General features: G+C 33.0%; 18 protein-coding genes and 1 riboswitch. Of the genes, 13 read left to right on the top strand and 5 right to left on the bottom strand.

From position 1 onward, the window contains the following. Positions 1-30: 30 nt before the first annotated feature. The 3 genes from thrA to ABD077_RS07740 all read right to left on the bottom strand — a co-directional run bounded on the left by thrA (position 31) and on the right by ABD077_RS07740 (position 4,792). The gene (gene thrA / locus ABD077_RS07750) at positions 31-2,442 is read right to left on the bottom strand and encodes a bifunctional aspartate kinase/homoserine dehydrogenase I (protein WP_343911761.1); all 2,412 of its coding nucleotides are present in this window, start codon (positions 2,440-2,442) and stop codon (positions 31-33) included. Positions 2,443-2,455: 13 nt separating this feature from the next. Then, positions 2,456-3,436, bottom strand: a complete 981-nt coding sequence (locus ABD077_RS07745; RefSeq protein ID WP_343911760.1) for an alpha/beta fold hydrolase — start codon at positions 3,434-3,436, stop codon at positions 2,456-2,458. A gap of 66 nt (positions 3,437-3,502) precedes the next feature. Then, a complete protein-coding gene (locus ABD077_RS07740) occupies positions 3,503-4,792 on the bottom strand; it encodes an O-acetylhomoserine aminocarboxypropyltransferase/cysteine synthase family protein (RefSeq protein WP_343911759.1) in 1,290 nt (429 codons plus the stop codon). 119 nt (positions 4,793-4,911) lie between these two features. Beyond that, a riboswitch (SAM riboswitch) is annotated at positions 4,912-5,018 on the bottom strand. 360 nt (positions 5,019-5,378) lie between these two features. Between ABD077_RS07740 and metK the strand changes: the two genes are divergently transcribed. The 8 genes from metK (at position 5,379) to ABD077_RS07700 (ending at position 13,822) form a co-directional block, all read left to right on the top strand. Next, positions 5,379-6,635 (top strand): methionine adenosyltransferase, encoded by a 1,257-nt coding sequence (metK, locus tag ABD077_RS07735; protein WP_343911758.1) that lies wholly within the window; start codon positions 5,379-5,381, stop codon positions 6,633-6,635. A gap of 186 nt (positions 6,636-6,821) precedes the next feature. Beyond that, entirely contained in the window at positions 6,822-7,196 is a 375-nt protein-coding gene (locus ABD077_RS07730; RefSeq protein WP_343911757.1) for a hypothetical protein, read from the top strand. A 193-nt stretch (positions 7,197-7,389) separates the two neighbouring features. Beyond that, the gene (locus ABD077_RS07725) at positions 7,390-7,707 is read left to right on the top strand and encodes a hypothetical protein (RefSeq protein WP_343911756.1); all 318 of its coding nucleotides are present in this window, start codon (positions 7,390-7,392) and stop codon (positions 7,705-7,707) included. Between the two features lie 248 nt (positions 7,708-7,955). Continuing rightward, entirely contained in the window at positions 7,956-8,399 is a 444-nt protein-coding gene (locus ABD077_RS07720; RefSeq protein ID WP_343911755.1) for a hypothetical protein, read from the top strand. Next, a complete protein-coding gene (locus tag ABD077_RS07715; protein ID WP_343911754.1) occupies positions 8,381-9,412 on the top strand; it encodes a hypothetical protein in 1,032 nt (343 codons plus the stop codon). The genes ABD077_RS07720 and ABD077_RS07715 overlap by 19 nt, the downstream gene beginning before the upstream one ends. A 53-nt stretch (positions 9,413-9,465) precedes the next feature. Further along, the gene (locus ABD077_RS07710; RefSeq protein WP_343911753.1) at positions 9,466-10,386 is read left to right on the top strand and encodes a hypothetical protein; all 921 of its coding nucleotides are present in this window, start codon (positions 9,466-9,468) and stop codon (positions 10,384-10,386) included. A 91-nt stretch (positions 10,387-10,477) separates the two neighbouring features. Continuing rightward, positions 10,478-13,390 carry a patatin-like phospholipase family protein gene (locus tag ABD077_RS07705; protein ID WP_343911752.1) on the top strand — a complete coding sequence of 971 codons (2,913 nt, stop codon included), beginning with the start codon at positions 10,478-10,480 and terminating at the stop codon, positions 13,388-13,390. Positions 13,391-13,477: 87 nt separating this feature from the next. Then, positions 13,478-13,822, top strand: coding sequence for a hypothetical protein (locus ABD077_RS07700; RefSeq protein WP_343911751.1), 345 nt, complete (start codon positions 13,478-13,480; stop codon positions 13,820-13,822). 1 nt (position 13,823) lies between these two features. On the opposite strand, the gene ABD077_RS07695 is transcribed toward ABD077_RS07700, so the two are convergent. Both ABD077_RS07695 and ABD077_RS07690 read right to left on the bottom strand, forming a co-directional pair. Then, positions 13,824-14,354 (bottom strand): DUF302 domain-containing protein, encoded by a 531-nt coding sequence (locus ABD077_RS07695; RefSeq protein WP_343911750.1) that lies wholly within the window; start codon positions 14,352-14,354, stop codon positions 13,824-13,826. A gap of 89 nt (positions 14,355-14,443) precedes the next feature. Beyond that, the gene (locus ABD077_RS07690) at positions 14,444-14,983 is read right to left on the bottom strand and encodes a hypothetical protein (RefSeq protein ID WP_343911749.1); all 540 of its coding nucleotides are present in this window, start codon (positions 14,981-14,983) and stop codon (positions 14,444-14,446) included. Between the two features lie 380 nt (positions 14,984-15,363). Between ABD077_RS07690 and ABD077_RS07685 the strand changes: the two genes are divergently transcribed. The 5 genes from ABD077_RS07685 (at position 15,364) to ABD077_RS07665 (ending at position 20,781) form a co-directional block, all read left to right on the top strand. Beyond that, on the top strand, positions 15,364-17,112 hold the full coding sequence (locus ABD077_RS07685; RefSeq protein ID WP_343911748.1) for a type VI secretion system Vgr family protein: 1,749 nt from the start codon (positions 15,364-15,366) through the stop codon (positions 17,110-17,112). An 18-nt stretch (positions 17,113-17,130) separates the two neighbouring features. Continuing rightward, a complete protein-coding gene (locus ABD077_RS07680; RefSeq protein WP_343911747.1) occupies positions 17,131-18,060 on the top strand; it encodes a hypothetical protein in 930 nt (309 codons plus the stop codon). A gap of 89 nt (positions 18,061-18,149) precedes the next feature. After that, a complete protein-coding gene (locus ABD077_RS07675) occupies positions 18,150-18,722 on the top strand; it encodes a hypothetical protein (RefSeq protein WP_343911746.1) in 573 nt (190 codons plus the stop codon). Positions 18,723-18,727: 5 nt separating this feature from the next. Beyond that, positions 18,728-20,164, top strand: a complete 1,437-nt coding sequence (locus ABD077_RS07670) for a hypothetical protein (protein ID WP_343911745.1) — start codon at positions 18,728-18,730, stop codon at positions 20,162-20,164. Positions 20,165-20,286: 122 nt separating this feature from the next. Beyond that, on the top strand, positions 20,287-20,781 hold the full coding sequence (locus tag ABD077_RS07665) for a hypothetical protein (RefSeq protein WP_343911744.1): 495 nt from the start codon (positions 20,287-20,289) through the stop codon (positions 20,779-20,781). Positions 20,782-20,974: the final 193 nt, after the last annotated feature.

Here is a 20,974-nt window from a genome sequence, read left to right as displayed (position 1 = left end):
TTTATTTTTAAGTTTCTTTATTCGCTAAGTTTATCCTTTTTCTGTTAATCTCAAAATATCACCAAAAACTCCTCTAGCAGTAACAGCTGCTCCCGCTCCTGCTCCCTGAATTACGATCGGTTGATCTCCATAAGATTCTGTGTAAATTTCGAATATAGAGTCGGATCCTTTTACCTGACCTAACGCGCTACTTTCTGGTACGGATACTAACGTAACATCTAAAATTCCTTTCTCTTCGAATAAATCACCATGTAAATCACCAATATAGCGTAAGACATGGTTAGGCTGCTGCTCGTCTTTTATTTTTTGATAAACAGGGTTTAACTCTTCTATCTTATTCAAAAAACTGCTCGCATCGCCGCCTCGTAAGTTTTCAGGAATCAAATTATGAATATTGATATCTACAAACTCATTACTTAGGTCTAACTCTCTTGCCAAAATCAATAGCTTTCTACCTACATCATTTCCACATAAATCTTCTCTTGGATCTGGCTCTGTAAACCCTTTATCCATTGCCTCCCGTAATACTTCACTGAATAACCTGTCCTCCTTAGAAAACGTATTAAACAAATAACTAAGAGATCCCGAAAAAACACCTTTAATTCTGGTAATATTTTCACCAGATAAATGTAGTAGTTTTATCGTATCAATTAAAGGCAAACCTGCACCGACATTAGTTTCGTATAAATATTGTTTCTGATACTGTTCTAATTTACTTCGTAAATCTTTATAAAAATCAAAACTTAAAGTATTCGCAATCTTATTAGAAGACACGATATCAAAACCATTCTCTACTAACTTCAGGTAATTATCAGTAAACTCCTTGCTTGCTGTATTATCCACTGCAATTAAGTTTTCTAAATGGTATTGGTTGGCAAAATCAATTATATCCTGAATACTATAAGCTATCCCTTCATTTATATTTGATTGCCAATTGGCATCCACTCCTTTTGGATTCAAAAGTACTTTTCTGGAATTCGCTACTGCAAAAACATTAAGGTCGATTTTTTTTCTTTTTTTAATTTTCTCAGCAGACTCTAAAATTTGATTGATTAAGGTTCCTCCAACCAATCCATGACCAAAAATGGCAATATTAATTTTTTTCGTCACTCCAAAAATCTCTCCATGAATTACATTTAAAGCCTTATGAAGCTGCTTTTTATAAACGACCAGACTCACATTATTGCCAGAAACAGTATTATTAAAAAGTAACGGAATAACCTGATTTTTAATGAGTGCATTATACGGTCTATGAAACGTACTTAAGTCCTGTCCGATAATAGAAATTACAGAAACCTCATCCTCTACCGTAATTGTATTTACATCTTTTGTCTGAAAATCCACTTCAAATTCTTGTTCCAAGACTTTTTTGGCTTCATTTGCTTTTTCTGAAGCTACCACTAATCCTATTCCTCTTTCTGAAGAACCTTGGGAAATAATACTTACACTTATATTCTTGTAAGCAAGTGCTTTAAATATTCTAGCATCTACTCCTACTTTTCCAAGAAGTCCCCTTCCTTCTAAATTAATTAAAGACACATTTTCTAAAACAGACAAAGATTTAATTCCTTTTTTACTTGCTTCAGACGTAATTAATGTACCATTATCATTATGATCAAAGGTGTTTAAAATTCGTAAAGGAATATCTTTCTCGATTAAAGGAATAATGGTTTTTGCATGTAAAATATTAGCTCCAAAATAAGCTAATTCATTAGCCTCTGTAAAAGATAGCTTTTCTATTTTTTTGGCATCAGCTACCAGATCTGGGTTCGCTGTATAAATACCATTTACGTGGGTGAAGTTTTGCAACTCCTCTGCATCTAAATAGTTTGCTAATAATGCAGCCGTATAATTACTTCCATTTCTACCCAAAGTAGTTGTTTCATTCTTGGTATTTGAAGCTATAAAACCAGTTACTATATTTACTGTATCTCCGTTATACTTTTTAAAATGATTCACAACATTTTCTTTAGATAACTTCTCTAGCGGTTGTGCTTCTCCAAACGTAGCATCCGTTTTAATTAAAGCTCTACTATCTGTAAAATTAGCATTTACACCTCTTTCCTGCAGCAAATGGGTAAGCAATTTAGCAGAAATCACTTCTCCTTGAGATAATACTTGATCCTTGATTCTTTTACTATAATCACCTAATAAAGAAACTCCTTCAAATAATTTATCCAAGGTTTCAAATTCTATATCTGCATTGAAATTAACATACTCTGCCAATTGATATTTTTTGAATGCAGTGAGCTGCTCTTGGTAGCTTTCATTATTTACTGCCTTTTCCAAAATTTCTTCTAACTCATCAGTGGACTTCCCTCTAGCAGAAAGTACAACAGCCAAAACTTCTCCACTCTTTGCCTTATCTTCTATTATATCTACCACTTTATGGATTCCTTTTCCATTAGCAAGTGATTTTCCTCCAAATTTTAGAATTTTCATTTTCTAATTCATTTTAAAATACATCAGATAACAATTCACCCAGCTGATCAAATTCTATTAAAAAAGCATCATGTCCATGCACTGAATCTATCATGTGATGTGCAATATTTGTTTTCACCTTTTTAAGTTCTTCAAAAGTGGCCATATCTTCACTAGCAGTAAAAAAACCATCTGAATTCACACTTATGATATGAATATCAGATGCTATTGTAGCTACCACATCGCTAAAGCTTCCTCTTCCCTCTGTTATATCAATATTCGCAAGTACATAATTGAGTTGTTTATACGCAGAAAGTGTAAACCGTTCCTTTAATTTTTCTCCATGATGTAACAGCCAACTTTCTACATTATACATCTTCTGTTCATCATTAAAACTTCTATCAAATTTCTGTTTAAAAGATTCCGGAGATCTATAAATCAACATGGCATGTAATCTAGCATCATAAACAGGATTCTTAGAATTCTGCAAAATTTGTTGTTGTACCAAGCAATTTGCTTTTAACCAATCCGTAGATTTCCAATCCGTAGCTACTGGGATTAAATGTTTAATCAGCTTTGGCTCCAATGCTGCTAATTCCCATGCTATTCCTCCACCGACAGACCCACCAATGGCAGCGTACAATGTTTTTATATCTAATTGTTCTAACCCTTCAGCAAAAATCCTGGCGATATCTCTCGCAGTAAACAATTGATAATCGGAAATCAAATTATCTTCATCCCCATCATAACCATTACCCGGAATATTAAAAGCAATTATTGTATATTGATTGATATCGATAGATTTACCAGATCCTATAAGCCCATTCCACCAACCATTTGTTCCACAAACATTAGAATTCCCAGTCAAAGCATGATTTACTAAAACTATAGGAGCTGTATTCAATGGTTTTCCAAACACTTCATAGAACAAAGGAAATTGTGCTACTTTTTGCCCATTTACTGTTATAAAATCCGTTATTTGAACTTTTTGAAGCATAGAATTATGTAACTTCATCTGATATGGCTAACCTTATTCATCTTCAAAAGAATAAGAATTAACCATCAACCTGATATATGATTCTTAATTAACTTTTTGAGCTACTTTTGTAAAGGCTCCTTTTAAATCTGTTTTTAAATCTTCTACATTTTCTAACCCTACAGAAAGTCTAATCAAATCCTGTGTAACTCCTGTTGATTCTTGCTGTTCTGGAGTAAGCTGTTGATGTGTAGTGCTTGCTGGATGGATAATTAAAGATTTAGAATCTCCAATATTTGCCAATAAAGAGAAAATCTCAGTCTCATTCGCTACAGTTTTAGCAGAATCAAACCCTCCTTTTACACCAAAAGTAATAATACCACTCTGTCCTTTTGGAAGATATTTATTAGCAAGCTCATGATAGGTATCGCTCTCCAATCCTGGATATTTTACCCAAGTCACTTCATCTTGCTCTTGTAACCATTTAGCTAATGCTAATGCATTTTCGCTGTGCTTTTTAATTCTAATCTCAAGTGTTTCTAAACCTTGTAAAATTTGGAATGCGTTAAAAGGACTTAAAGCAGCACCATGATCCCTCAAACCTTCTATTCTAATTTTAGCAATAAATGCAGCCGCTCCCAATACATCATGATACACTAAACCATGATATCCTGCGGAAGGCTCGGTAAATTCTGGAAATTTCCCACTTGACCAATCAAAAGTTCCTGCATCTATGACAACACCTCCAAGAGAAGTTCCATTACCACTGATATATTTTGTTAACGAATGGATTACAATATTAGCACCGTGTTCAATTGGATTTAATAATGCTGGTGTAGCCACTGTGTTATCCACAATTAAAGGCACTTTGTAAGCTTTTGCTTCTTTAGAAATAGCTTTAAGATCCAGAACATCTAGTTTAGGATTACCTAATGACTCTACAAAGAATACTCTTGTATTTTCCTGAACAGCATTTTTAAAGTTTTCAGCATCCGAAGGATCCACAAAAGTGGTAGTAATTCCAAATCTTGGTAATGTTACATTTAATAGATTATAGGTTCCTCCATATAGACTACTAGAAGCTACTATATGATCTCCTGATTTAAGAAGCGTAAGTAAGGTAGTATTTATGGCAGCGGTTCCTGATGCAGTAACAACTGCTGCGATACCTCCTTCTAAAGCTGCCAATCGTTGTTCTAAAATATCATTTGTAGGATTATTTAGTCTTGTATAAATAAATCCTGGCTCTGATAAGTTAAATAAATTAGCAGCATGATCTGCATCATTAAAAACGTAAGATGTTGTTTGGTAGATCGGAACTGCTCTGGTTCCGCCGTTAGTTTTAACATCGTGACCTGCGTGTAAAGCTTCTGTTGCAAATTTTTGTGCACTCATAATTTTCTATTTTTAAATTTTAAATAATTGATAAAATTCAAATACATCAGTCACTTAAAGTGGCTGCATAGAAAATTAAAAAGAAAGGAAATAACAATTACAAGAATAGTAATTGCATTGAGTTATCTTTTTCGTCAAATGACGAATAGAATTTAGCACCTTCTTTATGACTAAAGGGTTGCTAAGGTTTCATAGGGTCTATTCCCTCCACCTTTCTTAATAACTTACTAACATGTATAAGAAACTTCGAAACAAAACTAAGAATTATTTTTCAACTAGAAACAATTTGTCTTAAAAATTATTTTGATCTAAAAAAACACCCTCTAAAAGTTTTTCTTATTGTAAATAAATTAATGATACGTTAAATACTTTCGAATATTATCATTTTTTTTACCTTTGCCGAATTAATAAAAAAAGGGATAGATTTGACTGATTGCAACCCTAAAGAGCTGACATTGTACTATGACTAGATCAATTCAGTGAATAAATGCTAAAGCAGTTCGATATAATATAATTTCAAATCGAAAGCTTCTTTACTTGCAATCCTTCTTATTTATTATAGTTTATTCTATAAAAACAACAAAAAATGGCGTATTTATTTACTTCAGAAAGTGTATCTGAAGGACATCCGGATAAAGTAGCAGATCAAATTAGTGATGCTTTATTAGATAATTTTCTAGCTTTTGATAAGGATTCCAAGGTAGCTTGTGAAACTTTAGTAACAACTGGACAAGTAGTTCTTGCTGGAGAGGTAAAATCTAAAACATATCTCGATGTACAACAAATAGCAAGAGAAGTAATTAATGATATAGGATACACTAAAGGAGCATATCAGTTCAGCGGTGATTCTTGTGGTGTTATTTCTTTAATACATGAACAATCGCAGGATATTAACCAAGGAGTAGATAGAGAAACGAAAGAAGAGCAAGGTGCAGGTGATCAAGGAATGATGTTTGGATACGCTACTAAGGAAACGGAAAATTATATGCCGTTGGCTTTAGATATTTCACACAAAATCTTAATCGAACTAGCAAAATTAAGAAGAGAAGGCACTGAAATTCCTTATCTGCGACCAGACTCCAAAAGTCAGGTTACTATAGAGTATAGTGATGACAATGTACCTCAACGTATTGTAGCAATTGTTGTATCTACTCAACACGATGATTTTGATATTGACGATGAAGTGATGCTAGCAAAAATTAAAAATGATATTGTATCTATTTTGATTCCTAGAGTAATCGCTCAACTACCAAAATATGTTCAAGATTTATTTAATGATCAGATCACATATCATATAAATCCAACAGGTAAGTTCGTAATTGGTGGACCACACGGAGATACTGGTCTTACTGGAAGAAAAATCATAGTAGATACCTATGGTGGAAAAGGAGCTCATGGTGGAGGTGCTTTTTCTGGAAAGGACCCTAGTAAAGTAGATCGTTCTGCAGCGTATGCTTCTAGACATATTGCAAAAAACTTAGTAGCAGCAGGCGTAGCTAGTGAAGTATTAGTACAGGTTTCTTATGCTATTGGTGTGGTGGAACCAACTTCGATTTTTGTTGACACCTACGGAACTAGTACTTTAGGTATTACTGATGGAGAAATCGCTGAAAAAGTAGCTAACATTTTTGATATGAGACCGGCTGCTATTGAAGAACGCTTAAAACTACGTAATCCAATTTATAAAGAAACTGCAGCATACGGACATATGGGTAAGCAACCTAAGCTTGTAACAAAGATATTTGAAAGTCCTTATTCTGGGAAGGTTGAAAAAGAGGTAGAATTATTTACTTGGGAAAAGCTTGATTATGTAGATCAGGTAAAAAAAGTTTTTCAGATATAACTATATCGCAATTTTCACGTAACTTTATAGCCTCCAATGCTTTATATGTTTGAGAATATGTTTTTTGTTAGTTGATCATATTTTCGGATACTATAAGAAGACCTACGAATACTAAATTATTAAAATAAGGGTTATCATTTTAAAATATATTTAATCTAGATAATCAATTTTTCAAAAAGTATTAAAATGAAAATAAAAATTGCTGTTACTTTTATAATGCTTTGTGTTTTTGGTTTTTCTTTTGGACAAGATTACAAAAACAACACAAAATCAATTAAAGAGGTTGATCTTAAAATTGAAGAAGGTTCTTATAATGAAGACAACTCTGTTTCTGCAGATAGACTTATTATAAAAACTCCAGAGGAGTCTGAATCAGCATCAAAAGATGTTTCATCAGAACCGTATTCTGATGAAGAATGGGCAGATATCAAAAAGCAGATGCTAACAACTAAAAAAAGAATGAAAGACCATAAAGAAATCTTTGCTTCTAAATTAGTAGATACAGTTTTTGTATTAATCCCTCCTGCAACAGGTGACAAATCACAACTATCAGGTTGGTAAAAAATTATTAATTATAGTTAAAAAAGGATGTCAAGAAGTTGACATCCTTTTTTATTTATACACATAAATTAAAGATGTTTTTTAATTCAAGGGGATAATTCCTGATCAAAAAGGGACATTTTCCCTCTGTTTTGGAATGAGAATAAAAACTAATTTAGCAACTGTAAATCAAGTAATTAAAAACCCATCTATTATGAAATTGAGAATATTATTAACTATCGCTTTGATTTGGTCTGGTCAAAATCTTATCGGACAAGCTACTATTATGGAGAATACAAATACTACATCAACGTATTCTTCTAACACTGAAAATGACAAAAACAAGAAAGATCACAACAAGAAAGCATTGAAGGATGCTGATAGAGAATGGAGAAAAATAAAAAGAGAAATTAGACGAAATAAAAGAAGAATAGCTAAGAGCAAAGACGGTATTCATAGTTATAAAACTGTAGATACAATATTCGTGGAAATAAAGGTATCAAAAGTCAATACTCAGATCACTGAGTGGTAGCAATTATCTACCTAATTGACTTCAAAATTAACTTTACTATTAAAAACGGCATTTTACCAAAAAAAGGGGTATTAACCTATAACTGATATCAAGGTTTTAATGTATTTTTAGAGTAAGATTTATAAAGATAACTTTATCCTATTCGGATACACAGAAATAGCTATCTTAACCAAAACTATTGATAGCATTCTTTCTTTTTAAAATCTAAATACGCTTAAAAATATCAACAACTTAAAACCATACCCATCATGCCGAAATCAAATTATTGTTTAATTGATCCAGACGGTGGTCCTTTAAAAGTTAGAGTAACCGCTAATAATGGGATTAGATCCGGATCAATTTTTGTCCTGTGGGAACTTCAAAACGGGAAATGGGAAAAAAAAGAGAAATTTAATGTCATTACTGGTGATGATGGCGTAGATGAATTTATTCTATTAGAAAAACCGAACGAGATAGAGAATGATTCTCTTGCTTGGTCTATTAATGCTTGTTCTTCTATACCAAATGTATTACGAGGAGAATTTAGTATTACCGTGATACAAGATGGAAAAAATCGATGGACAAAACAATCATCGCGTCTTGTTCCTAAATGTTCCGATGGAAAACAATTAAAATTTGGAAATCATGTGATTTTCAAACATCTTATCAATGATAACTTTTCAACTTCTGACTTATGGAAAGACACAGAATAAGTTATCTACTACTAATAAGTTTTATTACACTTATTGGGTATTCGCAGGATTCAGAATTACCTGTTGATAATCAAGGTGCCTACGCTTTTAAACTGGATTACAATGTTCCTGAGAGTCCTGCTTTTGCAGTACTAGATGCCAATCCTACTACTATCATGAGAGCTAGCACTCCTCAAGAAATAATTACACAACTGGCTAGTAATTTTTTAAGCGGTAATGAAGTAAGCCCTGGATTGGCTTTTGATTTCAATCCATATTTCGCTTTTGGTGGCAGACTAAAAAGTGTAAAAGAATACAGAAATAGTTACGGGAAAAGATTTCTTGCAAATCTCCAATTATCTATCGCTACTATAAATTCTATGGATTTCCCTGACGATTTGTTATTTTCTGGAGGACTAAGAGCTACACTATTTGACAGTAAAGATCTTATATTCGATGAAGAACTAGGAAAAGATATTGATAATGCCCTACTCCCCGATACAGATCCAGGACCTATGAATTCTGATGATGCGGGAACCGTTGTTGATAATCCTGCTCTAAAACAAGCATACATAAATGCAAAAACTCGCTACATGGAAAAAGCTGGAGGTTCTCTAGCCCTAGGATATGCTATTGCTGGTAGAGCAAGAGATAACTCTTTTAAAACCGACAGCATTGTTACCTATAGACATCAAGCTTGGCTTGTAGGTCAATATGATTTCGGTAAAAGTGGAATGAGTATTAATGGAATGATTATGTATCGTTATGAACAAACACCGCAAGCTACGGATAATGACGGATTCATTAGTGGAATTGCACTTAGAAAATATGGACAAAAACTAATTTTATCTGCAGAAGCGTATCATAATAGTATAACAGAAAGTATAGATTTTGGTGGATATGCTGAGGCATATTTAATTCCGAGTATTACTCTTTTTGTATCCCTAAAGAAAGAAACTAATGCCATTACTGGTGACGAAGATGTCATTCTAAAACCAGGAATTAAATGGAATTTTAGTCAAGCAAAAAAATGAAGTTTAAAAGACAAAAATAATCTAATTAAAAATTCAATACTGATCCGATACTCATGAAACCGACGATAACCATCCTATACAATGTTCTTCTAGCAATTACCTCAGTTTTGCTTTTGTATAGCTACTTTTATGTTCTGGTATATGATAAAGATTTTTTTGATGAGGAAGAAGATAAGAAAGCGGTTAAACAAGAAGTAATAAATGCGAATAACAATCCTGTGGATTCCTCTACCGTTGCCGTGCAACCTATGCCATCGAAACCGATTGAAATAGATACCATTATTAGAGATACTACAAAAACAGCAATTTCTAAAACAAGAGTGAATTTAGCAGTTGCTACCGATGCAAAAAAGAATAAACTTACACCAGAAGAACAAGAAGAAGAGATAGCGAAAGATGTTGAACATGTTAATTTTCTAGACATGCTTGTTGTAATGTTTCTAGCAGGAATGCTTGGAGGTGTATTAGCGAATCTAAGAGGTATTTTTGAATTTTACCGAGAAGAACAATACTTTCCAGATAATTTATTCATCCCATATCTTATTAGACCTTTAACGGCAGCCATTTCTGGATTATTAATCTTTTTTATATCACATCTTATCATTTCTTCTACTGCTAATCCAACCTATGACAATGAATATATTTCATTTAGAGGAATGGTATCTTTTATGAGTCTTGCTATTATTTCTGGTTTTGCCTCTCAGGAATTTACTGAAAGATTAAAAGCTGCAGCAGGTACGCTATTTGGCATTACTCCTACCGAAACTTCAGGAAAATCAGGTACTCCTGTTAGTCCCGAAGTACCAGATACAGCTTCTGATCCAAGCAATCTAAATGATAATGATGATGTAAGCACAGATATACCCTCAAATGAAGACACCTCTGAAACATCCCCAGTAAATATCCCTACAACCCCACCTGCTACGCAAATGCAACAAAAGATTAGTAAATCGAGATATATGAATCGCGATTAAGTAAGTTTTTTTGCTAAACGTCCCCTAGAAAATTTTGTCACTGAATCGGTGATAAAATAGAATGTTTGTATAACAAATAACATAAAAAATCATGGGAAAAACACTTCGTGTATGTTTGGCGATGGGAGGAGGAGTTTCATTAGGCTCTTTTTCTGGTGCGGCGTTAACCGAAGCTCTAAAACTATTAGTTCTTTACGGTAAAGATAATGACAATAATGACTACGATCAGGTAATCGTAGATGGTATGAGTGGCGCAAGTGCAGGCGCTATTGCTTTAACCATAATGCTTAAATGCCTTATAGATTATCGCTCTATGATTCCATTGGTAAATAACCAGCTTACTGAACAGGATTTACTAAATGAAATTATTAAAGAATATTTCTCTAACGAAATCACTAAAGCAGAAAAACACCAAAGCAAGTTTGAAACCTTAAAAGCGCTTCAACTAGCACAAAAAATCCAGCATAAACTATGGGTTAAAGAAGTGGATTCTGTAAAACTATATAATAATGAAAATCGCTCTAAAAACCCTATAAAACCCAACGACTCTTTCTCTCTATTAGACCGAAAATTATTAGAAGATCTTACTAAGACCTATTTAATGACCTCTGACGGAGTAGATATTTCAAGAAGGCAATTATTAGACCCTAAGAGAGTCATTTTTGCTTGTTCTCTTACCAACTTATTGCCAATTGAAATTGACTTTTCTAACGATAATATCGGTGAGAATTCTGATAAAGATCGATTACAACAGAACTTTTTAAAATCTGTAGGATCAGAAAATCACTCAGAACTACGAGTTATAGATTTTGTTTTCGATGAAACAGCAATTGAAAAAGACGGCAAAGAGACCGATTCCCGTTGGCTAAAATTTTGCAGTAACCCAAAACCAAACCAGCCCACACACTTCAAAATTACAGACAGGAGTGCGTGGGCTACTATATCTGCTTCGGCACTTGGTTGTGGTGCCTTTCCTATAGCCTTTGAACCGGTAATCTTAAAAAGATATAAAGCAGAATTTGGAGATTCCAAAAAACATACTAATTGGCCTTCTTCTTTTAGTAAAATACAGCAAGAAATCATAAGTCATCAGCATACGAACAACAACACCTTTACACAGAATAGCTATTTTGCAGAAGAAGACAATAGGATTTTGGACTATGAATCTTTCAATTTCCCATATATTGACGGAGGTACTTTTAATAACGAACCCATTCGAGAAGCCTTTAAAATAGGAACTTTTCAGGATTTTGGACGAGTAACAAACAATGAGGAAAGACTAATTTTATTTGTAGATCCTATTGTAAGAAAAGAACAATATCATTCTTTTAAAATATCTGCCTTTTCACCGGTAAAAAAATCGGGAAACGAAGTTTCTTTTAAGAAAGAATTGGGCAAGCTTTTTGGTAATGTATCTAGCATATTAGGAGTACTTACCAATCAGGGAAGCATTAAAGAAGAGCATAAAATAATTGATATACAGGAAAATTTTGAACTCAGAAAAACCATCTTCAAATATCTGGATGCTAATACAGATATGAGTCACAACCTTACAGTAGATATTATTGCAACCGCTTTTAATAAAATCACCAAAAATCTTCAGAACGGTATGATATCCCTAGGAACTCGAGATCCTATGATCTATTTTCTTGCAGAGATTGAAAAAAATTGCAAAGATATCACTACAGATCACGAGGCTTGTATCCATCTGGAACTGGATGATCTGGAAAAACTGAAAAAAATGATCGATGATACCATAACAACATCCAAATCCTTAGATATTGCTACTGTATACAACACCTTAAAACTTACTAAAAAAGAGGATCAAAATGTATTTGCGCAGACCGTTTTTAAAGTGATCGCTGATTTTGCATTAAATACAGATGGTAAAAATGAGAATGCATATCGTGCTGCCATCCTTCCTATTAACAAAACTCTTAACACAATAGAACTCCCAGGAAGCGAAATTGAAGCTTTTGGAGGATTTGCTTCGGAGAAAGCCAGAAATTATTCCTTCGCCTTTGCACGTTTAAGTACTTTACTCTCTTTAAAAGAGAGAGTCGGTGGTTTTAGACCCAACAGTCCCTTTATAAACAATGATAGCTTTCCGTTTTTTGAAAAAAAACTCACCGATCAAATCGAAGAAATTGACTTTTTCAACAATAAAGGTACTTATGCGACAGCACTAGAACAAAACCTTTTCAATCATTCTGTTACACGATTAAAGGGAGTACTTTTAAGTAATAAATATTTGAAATTTATTTTATTAAAAATACCATTTGTAGCGACATCATTATTAGGTACTATAGCAATGCCTATTGTATCCGCTGGATTGTTTGTTTCTTCGATTTTTAAAAAATCACCTTGGCGAGGATCGAATATTTTAAAAAACCTTATACGTAAAGGAGTTGATCAAATAAATTTTATGCCCTTGGAACCGGTTACTATTTCTATTCTAAGTGATATACAGCTCAATAAAAAGCTTATGTTTCGTTGTTCAGATGATACTATAAAAAAGGGAAAAGCAGTTGAGCATATTATTAATACTTCGGGAAACAAAAAGAGGTATCAGTACTATTTTCAGGTATCACTTTTAGAATATATAAAACAGAAAAATATCTTAAGAACCAATGCTACTTCACAAAACGCAGATTTCCTAAAAATAGACTCCCTAGAAATCGATCGACTTGGTTTATCACTATCAGATAAAGTACAAATGCCCAACGACATTGACGGTAATTTATACCCTAAACGTAAACGTATTGCTATCGAAAACAATTATAAAGATATCATCATCGAAATGAGATTGGATAGATTCAATCTTCCATTGATAAAACCGTCTATTAATGATAAAAACACCTCTTTACATTATTCATTGAAAAACATTAATTATCATGTAAATCCAATATTAGAAATTGATTTACAAAAACTATCGAATGGACAAGAAGGGTGGTATTTTAAAGAACAAACCGAATCTTTGGACAAAAAATTACTACGAGAATAGTATATTACTAATCTAACCGTATTGTAAACCATCAAAAACTACATCTCGGTGTGGTTTTTGATGATTTCTTTACAAAATATATCAATTATGAAAACTGATACTTATACCAAAGTAGTGCTTACTATTATTGCCATTGCCTTATCTATAATTGTCATCAAAGACACCAACATTATCCCAAAAGCATATGCTGGTGAGTCTTCTATATCATCAAATTATGGACTAGTACCTCTTAATGATGACGGAACCATTACTGTAAAACTAGATACATCTGACGAAATTGATGTAAACATCAAAGGAGTGAGTACTTATGATCAATTGCGAGTAGATATTAACAAAATAAGTACAAGCGAAGAGCTAAATATCAACCTAGATGAAGTTGGAGGAAGCTACGTTTCTAGCGGAGGTCCTATTAAAGTAAAACTTCAGAATTAAATTATAATCCTGCTGCCGTAGACGTTATTTTATCCAGTGCTCCGCTTATTTTAGTAAGCACCTCATCTCTCTGTTCTATTCCATGACGTTGTTGTAGATATTTAGGATCGTTATACAATATCTGTACAATACCATCATTATCTTGCGATACTAATATTTTCTGCGGAAGATCTAATCCAGTAGATTGCGCACTTTGCATCAGAGGAGTACCTAGTTTTGGATTGCCAAACATGATAATTTTAGTTGGATTTAGAGTTAAGCCCACAGACGCAGCATTTGCCTGATGATCTAATTGTGCAATAATCTTAAGATTAGGATTATTATCTATGATGTCCACTAATTTCGAATAGGTTTCATCAAAACTTTGACTACTTTTCTTAATAATTAAACCTTGTTTTGAAGTGATTTTCATACGTTCTTCTACTATATTTTTGCTAGTATTAGACGTATCTTTTGCTGCTTGATTACACGAAAATAGTATCAAAGCACAAAGTGTAAAAACAATCGATTGTTTCATCTGCTTATATTTCATTTTTTCTTCAATTTTCAGACAGAACTCACTAACTATTAACTCTTTAGGCACCACCTAATGGTTATAGCGCATTTCATAGGATTTTGATTTTAATATAAAGGTTGATCAGGATTACCTTTATAGTCGCAATCATTTGCATTTACATACCAAGTCATTTTTACATCTTCAATAAATTCATCACTTTTATCTATATCATGGTGATCTTGGTATACCTGAATCATTTCTCCTGTGGTTCCAAGTACAGAATGCCAATAATGAGTCTTAACAAGATTAATTTTAGGACGCTCTCGAGAAGGTGCTTGTCCCATAATTCTACCTAATTGCCCAAATACATGACCTTCGCTAATTGTTAAAAATTGCACTTCTGCAGTGTGTTCCACCTCAAAAGTTCTACGCAAACGATCTTTTTTGTACTCATTTTTTATTCCCCAACCCACACGAACAACACATCCTTGCCGAACGGCTTGCTTTAGGTCATTAATATTTCCGGATAGAGGATTTCCTTGATCGTCATTTACATACACGACTTGCCATCCCTTTAATTCATTTGTAGGTTCTTCTTGTTGTTTTCCCCGATTACAAGAGCTACATATTACTACCAGAAATAATACTACGATATTTCTAAGCATTCCTTACTTTTTATACTAAGATACTAGAAAACCAAAACATTTTCTAATTTGTAAGGAGATTAACATATTGTTAAAACAGAAATTGGTCAAATTATAATTTTATCATAACCCTAAAGATCAAAATTTCTAAAAATCATTTTGAAGAAAATTTTGAGAAGGTCAAACCGGTTTTTCTTAGTCAAATTAGTGTAATGTATAATTCTAAGTTTAAAAATATATCCTACAATTAATCCGATTTAACTGCGCATCATCGAAAACCCTAAACAAAGGGGAAAAACCCTCCAATAACAATCATATTTTTAGCGTTAGGAAAAAGATCAAATTTTATAGTAACAAATACCGACAAAAAGATATTAATTTAAAACCTCAAATCATTCTGTATGGCTTTACAAACTATTACTCAAATTTTTATTTCAGGAGTTCCCATTACTTCCTATGTAAGTTTAAAAATAGATCAGGAAATAGATGCGCATCATAGTTTAGCATTGGTTTGTAGAACGGATGTGGTAGAAAAACTATCCGAAGAGTTAATTGGAGATAGCAAGGAATACCTTGGAGGGACTATCACGGTAAAAATTAGCTCTATTTCAGATTTTGGAGGATATAAAGAATTAGAATTTAAAGGCGTCGTAACTAAAGTAAAAGCTACCAAAGGTTTTCAGCAATCCTCTGGAGATTTAGTCACTTTAGAAGCCAAGAGCACTTCTATTTTATCAGATGATGGAGGACATCATGCCTCTTTTAACGATATGAGTCTGTCAGAAATATTAGAGAAAACCTTTAAGGGCTATGATAAAGGAAAATTAGAAACAGATTTCAAACCTACCTTAGCAGACAACATCCATTATTCTGTACAACATGATCAAAGTGCATTTAGTTTTGCGAGTAGATTAGCTGCGTATTATAATGAATGGTTCTATTATGATGGACAGAAACTAGTATTTGGTAGCCCTAGTACTGCCGAAACAGAGTTAAAATACGGAGTGGACTTACAGAAATTTACGGTAGAACTTAGTTCGGTTCCTAATTCATTTGACTATTTCACCAACGATTATCTAACTGATGAAATACATCAAAAAAGCAGTAAAGACGTCTCTATTCCAAGTGATGGATATCACGGTTTTACCGATAAAAAATCCAAAGAACTATTTAATAAGCAAACGCAGGTATATAATAACCTATATACAGATACTAGTCTAAAATCTAGGTTAGACAAACAAGTGGAGAACTTTACTAAATCTAGAGCGATGAGACAGGTGATCGCCAAAGGTTCCTCTGATAATCCAGGAGTAAACTTAGGTGAAATAGTTACTATTAAAGGATATGGAAGCTATAGAATTATTAAAATCACCCATACCAATATCGAAGGAGGTGCTTACACAAATACATTTGAAGCTGTAGATGCAAATTTTAAAGCATATCCAAAGATGGATATTAGTAGATTTCCAAAAAGTGAAATCCAAATTGCTACAGTAATGGAAAATCATGATCCAGAGGGTTTAAGTAGAATTAAAGTACAGTTTCCTTGGCAAAAACCGACAGGAGACATTACTCCATGGTTACGAATGATGACTCCACATTCTGGAGGTGAAAAAGGATTCCATTTTACTCCTGAAATTGAAGAAGAAGTATTGGTTGGTTTTGAAGGAGGAAATGCCGAAAAGCCTTATGTTCTTGGAGCTTTATACAACGGATCTAAAAATGCTTCTGATTGGAAAACAGAAAAAAACGATATCAAAGCTCTAAAAACAAGAAGTGGAAATCAATTGGTGTTTGATGATAATGAAGGATCCACAACAATTACAGATAAAGGTACTTCTGGAATTAAATTAGATGGAAACGGAATTGCACTTATTAACGCCCAAGAGCGAAATGAGGTAAATGTAGCAGATAAGTCTACCTTGTTTGTAATGGATAAAGATGGAAATATCGTTTTTGAAGGAAAAACACAATTTCAAATTGTTATTGGAGATAGTTCTTTGATTCTAAATAAAGATGGTAATATTATTTTAAAAGGAAAAAACATTCTTATCAATGGTGAAGAAAGTTTGGATAACCGATCTAGCGGAAGTCAAGTGCTTCTTAACAAAAATGCTAAAGTAACTGGTAGCAAAGTGGATATCAACTAATTTATACTACTTATTGTAATGTCAACACCCAAAAAAAGAAGAAGTTTTTTACTAGATGAGGAGGATGAACAAACAACGATTCGTCCAGTAAAAAAAGTCACGATATCAGGAGAAAATCTACTCTATAGAACTGTTCAAACGAACGCTACTAAAATAGAAGATGAAGTTAGAAGTCACTCAGAATTAAAGAAACAATACAAAATTCAATTAGAGCTCCAGAACAAACAAGCATCTGCACTTCTAAATGATCTGCATTATGAGTTCATGCCGCCGGTAATGGGAAAGGTATATGAGTTTGTTTCTAAAACTGAAGAGATTAGAAATAATATACAATTCAGCCTAGATAACGATGGTCGATTGAGTAAAATACTTAACAGAGAAGAAATATTTGAAAATTGGTTAGCTTTTAAAAAGAATGAACTAAAAGATATTGAATTTATTAAAAGTCTTAAAAAAGATAATCCTGGTCAGTATCAGAATATTTTAAAAGAGGGAGAACAACAATTTTCCCCATCCAATAGCATGATGGAGCAGGACTATCATCGAGATTTATTATATCTAGTACTATTTGACAAACATCTTACTGCAAAGGATCTGAATAAGATACCAGGAGAAGAATATATGTATACCTCTCAATTATTTCCACAGGTAAAAGTCCCTATGGAAATAAGATATGATGTAATAGAAGAAAATGAAAAATCCATTACAATTAGAAAAGTGGCGGATAGTATTTTAGATGATAGTTTATTACAAGAAATAGAAACGCAATATGATACTTTGCATAAGCCTTTGATAAAATATAGTTTTACAACATATGCACTTACGTTTAGAACCCGTTATACTATCGATAAAACTAGCAGAATTATTAATGATGCAGAGTTAACTATTATAGAAGATGTGGAGCATAATATTCAAAGTACTTGTAAGTACAGTCTAAGAAAGTTGTAATTATGAAATAAGCCATAACAATTGTTGATAGCCTCCAATATGATTATTGGCGATTCCATCTGACCTCTAAAACAATAAAATATAAACAGATGAAACAAAAAGAATTTGAATTTAAAGCTTTTGTGTATACCTATAGTTGGCAGCCTGCACTTATTTTTATTATTTGGATATTATTCTTGATCATAGTTCCAGGACAGATAATTACAAAAATAATCTGGCAAGAAGACTCTGATTCAATGCTTTTTCTTGATTTAAAAAGGCTGGCTTTAGTATCCATACCGTTAACCTTTATTGCATTGTATTTATTTGAAAAAGTTTTTTTATCCAAGATAATTATTAGTTTCGATAAAGCAGAAGCTACTATATCCCTGAAGAAAAAATTCAAAACTATTTTCGAAACTAACCTTTCTGATGTAAAACAAATCAAGTTTATCAATAAAAAACAAAATAAAACAAATAAGGCAATAATATTAAGAATTCGATCTATTAATAAAAGAAATATTATTATAAGAAGCATTATGATGGGGAATGATAATAATCCAGAGTATGTTGAATTTTTAAAATTATATAACCATATAACAGAAGAATTAAAAGATTCGGATTTCTCTAAGAAGGAAAAAACAATCGGTAATGAAAGACTTAAAACCGAAATTTACACTTAGTTATTATGAGCAGTTATTTACCAGAAAAAACATTTGTAGTATGTACCATGCAAATGAGCCCAACAAAAGGTCAGTTGCTTGCTGATCCAGACAAACGTGATATTAGTGTCCTACATTCCAAAAAGGATGTTGCTCTTCTTACTAAGGATGATTTAATACTAATGAATGATTTCGGTTGTCAGCAAAAATGGCAAGGACCTGTTACCTCTGCAGGGTTTTGGGGAGGATTTGCAGCAGGTTTGGCAATAGCAGTATTTTCTGTAGCAACCTTTGGTGTTGGAGCAGCCATAATTGGAGCATGCGCAATCGCCGCAGCTGTTTATACCTATGCTGCTGTCAAATCAAATAGCAAAAAATGTAACCCTCAATTAAATGCTTGGCAAAATCCTCATCCTACGGTAAAATTTAATCAAGTATCAGCTGTTACTCAAACTTCTTTTATGACTTGCAATGCAGGTGGTATGCTACAGCCTTTTATCAGTCCCTCTGCCGCCAATGCTGCTGCTAAACGTGTAGCTTGGGCAAATCGAGGAGAGATAGCATTGACAGGTGTGATCTCATTTATGTTTGGGGCAGCAACTGGGTACGCTGGAGGAGCAGCTTATGGTGCATTAAGAGGCGCTGGTGGTTCTTTAATATCTTCTGTTGGAAGTGGATTTTTAGCCGGAGGAAAAGAAGTTGGTATTGGAATGCTAGGAGCTTATCTCATTTATGCTCCCTTATCCTATGGAGAGAAAAAAGGTATTCGTAATTTGTATAAAAGCGATAATGGAAATACTACCTATGATCGGATGATTGCCAATAGGGAAAATACGGAAGCAAAAGACTGGTTCGAATTTGAACCGGGCAGTATAGAAATCCCAGAATACGATCTTGAAAATTTGAATATATCAGAACTGGAAGCTCCTAAAGTAAAGGCCCCAAAAGTAAATGATTTTGGCTACGACTCCGCAGATGACGATTATAATCCGAATGGATTTAGAGATGCCTCCTCCAAAACTTTTGATAGGTCCGTAGAACTTTTTAGAATCAACCAAAATGATGCCTATATCGAAAGGATGATGAATGTAGAAGGAACCAAAGCAGAAAAACAAGCTGCTATAGAAGCCATTGCTAAAGAAATGAGTAAAACTAAGTCTGGTGCAGAAGCAGTACAAAACATGAGAAGAAAAGGTAGTGGGGAAATTATTATTAGAAATAAAACACAAAATAAAGGAAATCGAGTAACTACAGCACATAGAAATAATGCTCGAGCTGCTCGCTCTGAAGCTATCTGGGGAACAAAAAACAAGGGATATACTAATGGTGTGGCATATAACGGAATAGCATTATTGTTGCCGTTGGTAGTGACTCCATTAGACGAATATACAATTGTTTGGGTTTCGCAATTTGCAGAACAGGATATTGCCAATGGTAATTCTGTTTCTTCTACTTCTCATTAGAAGCTGAGAAAAACAATGATTTATTACCTTCTTCTTAATTTATCTTTTAATTAAATCATTTCAAATAAATAAAATACAACAAACTTATTAGGTATGAAAAACCAAATAAAAGTTAACCTTACATGAAGAAGGCAATGTTAGCAGGTAGTATAATATTATTACTTTATTTTGCTGGTAATGATTTTTTTTATGTTTTTCAACCATATTCAAAATTCTCTGCAAGATCAATTTTGGTAGATGACGAAAAGAAGGATTCTCTTAATTACACTATCACGTCTGTCGAAATTGGTATGATCAACAAAATACATGGAATAAAAGGTCAATCTAATCGAATACTTGCAAATGTAAAATACAATAATACTTATCAAGATTGTTTTACAGAAAATGTGGTACAACTGCCTTATTTACTATTAATTGGTACCACTAAAAAAGAAGGAGATTCTATAGATATCATTTATAATAAAAAAGTAAGCTGTAATAGTAGGAAGAATGCGATTTATACCTTAAGTAACCAAGATTATAAAGAATTAAAATATTTCAAATTAATTAAAGCACTCGTACTATTATTATTTGCAATTATTTTAACTTGGGATACTTTTCTAAAAATCACTATTTAAAAAAAGCAATGGCGCAATCACGTATTACGACTAGTTTCAGATTTTGCAGAACAGGATATCGCCAATGGTAATTCTGTTTCCTCTACTTCTCTTTAGGGTTTCTGATTATTTAATTATAAGCATCAAAAGCACCTGGCATCATTAATCAATAATGCGTTTAGCTTTTCTGACTTCTTTTTCTATAAATCCTTAG

This window comes from Aquimarina litoralis (genome assembly GCF_039523995.1).
GTDB classification, from domain to species: domain Bacteria; phylum Bacteroidota; class Bacteroidia; order Flavobacteriales; family Flavobacteriaceae; genus Aquimarina; species Aquimarina litoralis.
This window is presented reverse-complemented; position numbering and strand designations above follow the sequence as displayed.

Bases quoted from the DNA above. Each gene is read 5' to 3' on its own strand.
- thrA (WP_343911761.1), bottom strand. From the start codon at position 2,442: ATGAAAATTCTAAAATTTGGAGGAAAATCACTTGCTAATGGAAAAGGA.
- ABD077_RS07740 (WP_343911759.1), bottom strand. From the start codon at position 4,792: ATGAGTGCACAAAAATTTGCAACAGAAGCTTTACACGCAGGTCACGAT.
- ABD077_RS07710 (WP_343911753.1), top strand. From the start codon at position 9,466: ATGAAACCGACGATAACCATCCTATACAATGTTCTTCTAGCAATTACC.
- ABD077_RS07670 (WP_343911745.1), top strand. From the start codon at position 18,728: ATGAGCAGTTATTTACCAGAAAAAACATTTGTAGTATGTACCATGCAA.
- ABD077_RS07685 (WP_343911748.1), top strand. From the start codon at position 15,364: ATGGCTTTACAAACTATTACTCAAATTTTTATTTCAGGAGTTCCCATT.
- ABD077_RS07705 (WP_343911752.1), top strand. From the start codon at position 10,478: ATGGGAAAAACACTTCGTGTATGTTTGGCGATGGGAGGAGGAGTTTCA.
- ABD077_RS07745 (WP_343911760.1), bottom strand. From the start codon at position 3,436: ATGAAGTTACATAATTCTATGCTTCAAAAAGTTCAAATAACGGATTTT.
- ABD077_RS07675 (WP_343911746.1), top strand. From the start codon at position 18,150: ATGAAACAAAAAGAATTTGAATTTAAAGCTTTTGTGTATACCTATAGT.
- ABD077_RS07700 (WP_343911751.1), top strand. From the start codon at position 13,478: ATGAAAACTGATACTTATACCAAAGTAGTGCTTACTATTATTGCCATT.
- ABD077_RS07680 (WP_343911747.1), top strand. From the start codon at position 17,131: ATGTCAACACCCAAAAAAAGAAGAAGTTTTTTACTAGATGAGGAGGAT.
- metK (WP_343911758.1), top strand. From the start codon at position 5,379: ATGGCGTATTTATTTACTTCAGAAAGTGTATCTGAAGGACATCCGGAT.
- ABD077_RS07690 (WP_343911749.1), bottom strand. From the start codon at position 14,983: ATGCTTAGAAATATCGTAGTATTATTTCTGGTAGTAATATGTAGCTCT.
- ABD077_RS07720 (WP_343911755.1), top strand. From the start codon at position 7,956: ATGCCGAAATCAAATTATTGTTTAATTGATCCAGACGGTGGTCCTTTA.
- ABD077_RS07725 (WP_343911756.1), top strand. From the start codon at position 7,390: ATGAAATTGAGAATATTATTAACTATCGCTTTGATTTGGTCTGGTCAA.
- ABD077_RS07715 (WP_343911754.1), top strand. From the start codon at position 8,381: ATGGAAAGACACAGAATAAGTTATCTACTACTAATAAGTTTTATTACA.
- ABD077_RS07665 (WP_343911744.1), top strand. From the start codon at position 20,287: ATGAAGAAGGCAATGTTAGCAGGTAGTATAATATTATTACTTTATTTT.
- ABD077_RS07695 (WP_343911750.1), bottom strand. From the start codon at position 14,354: ATGAAATATAAGCAGATGAAACAATCGATTGTTTTTACACTTTGTGCT.
- ABD077_RS07730 (WP_343911757.1), top strand. From the start codon at position 6,822: ATGAAAATAAAAATTGCTGTTACTTTTATAATGCTTTGTGTTTTTGGT.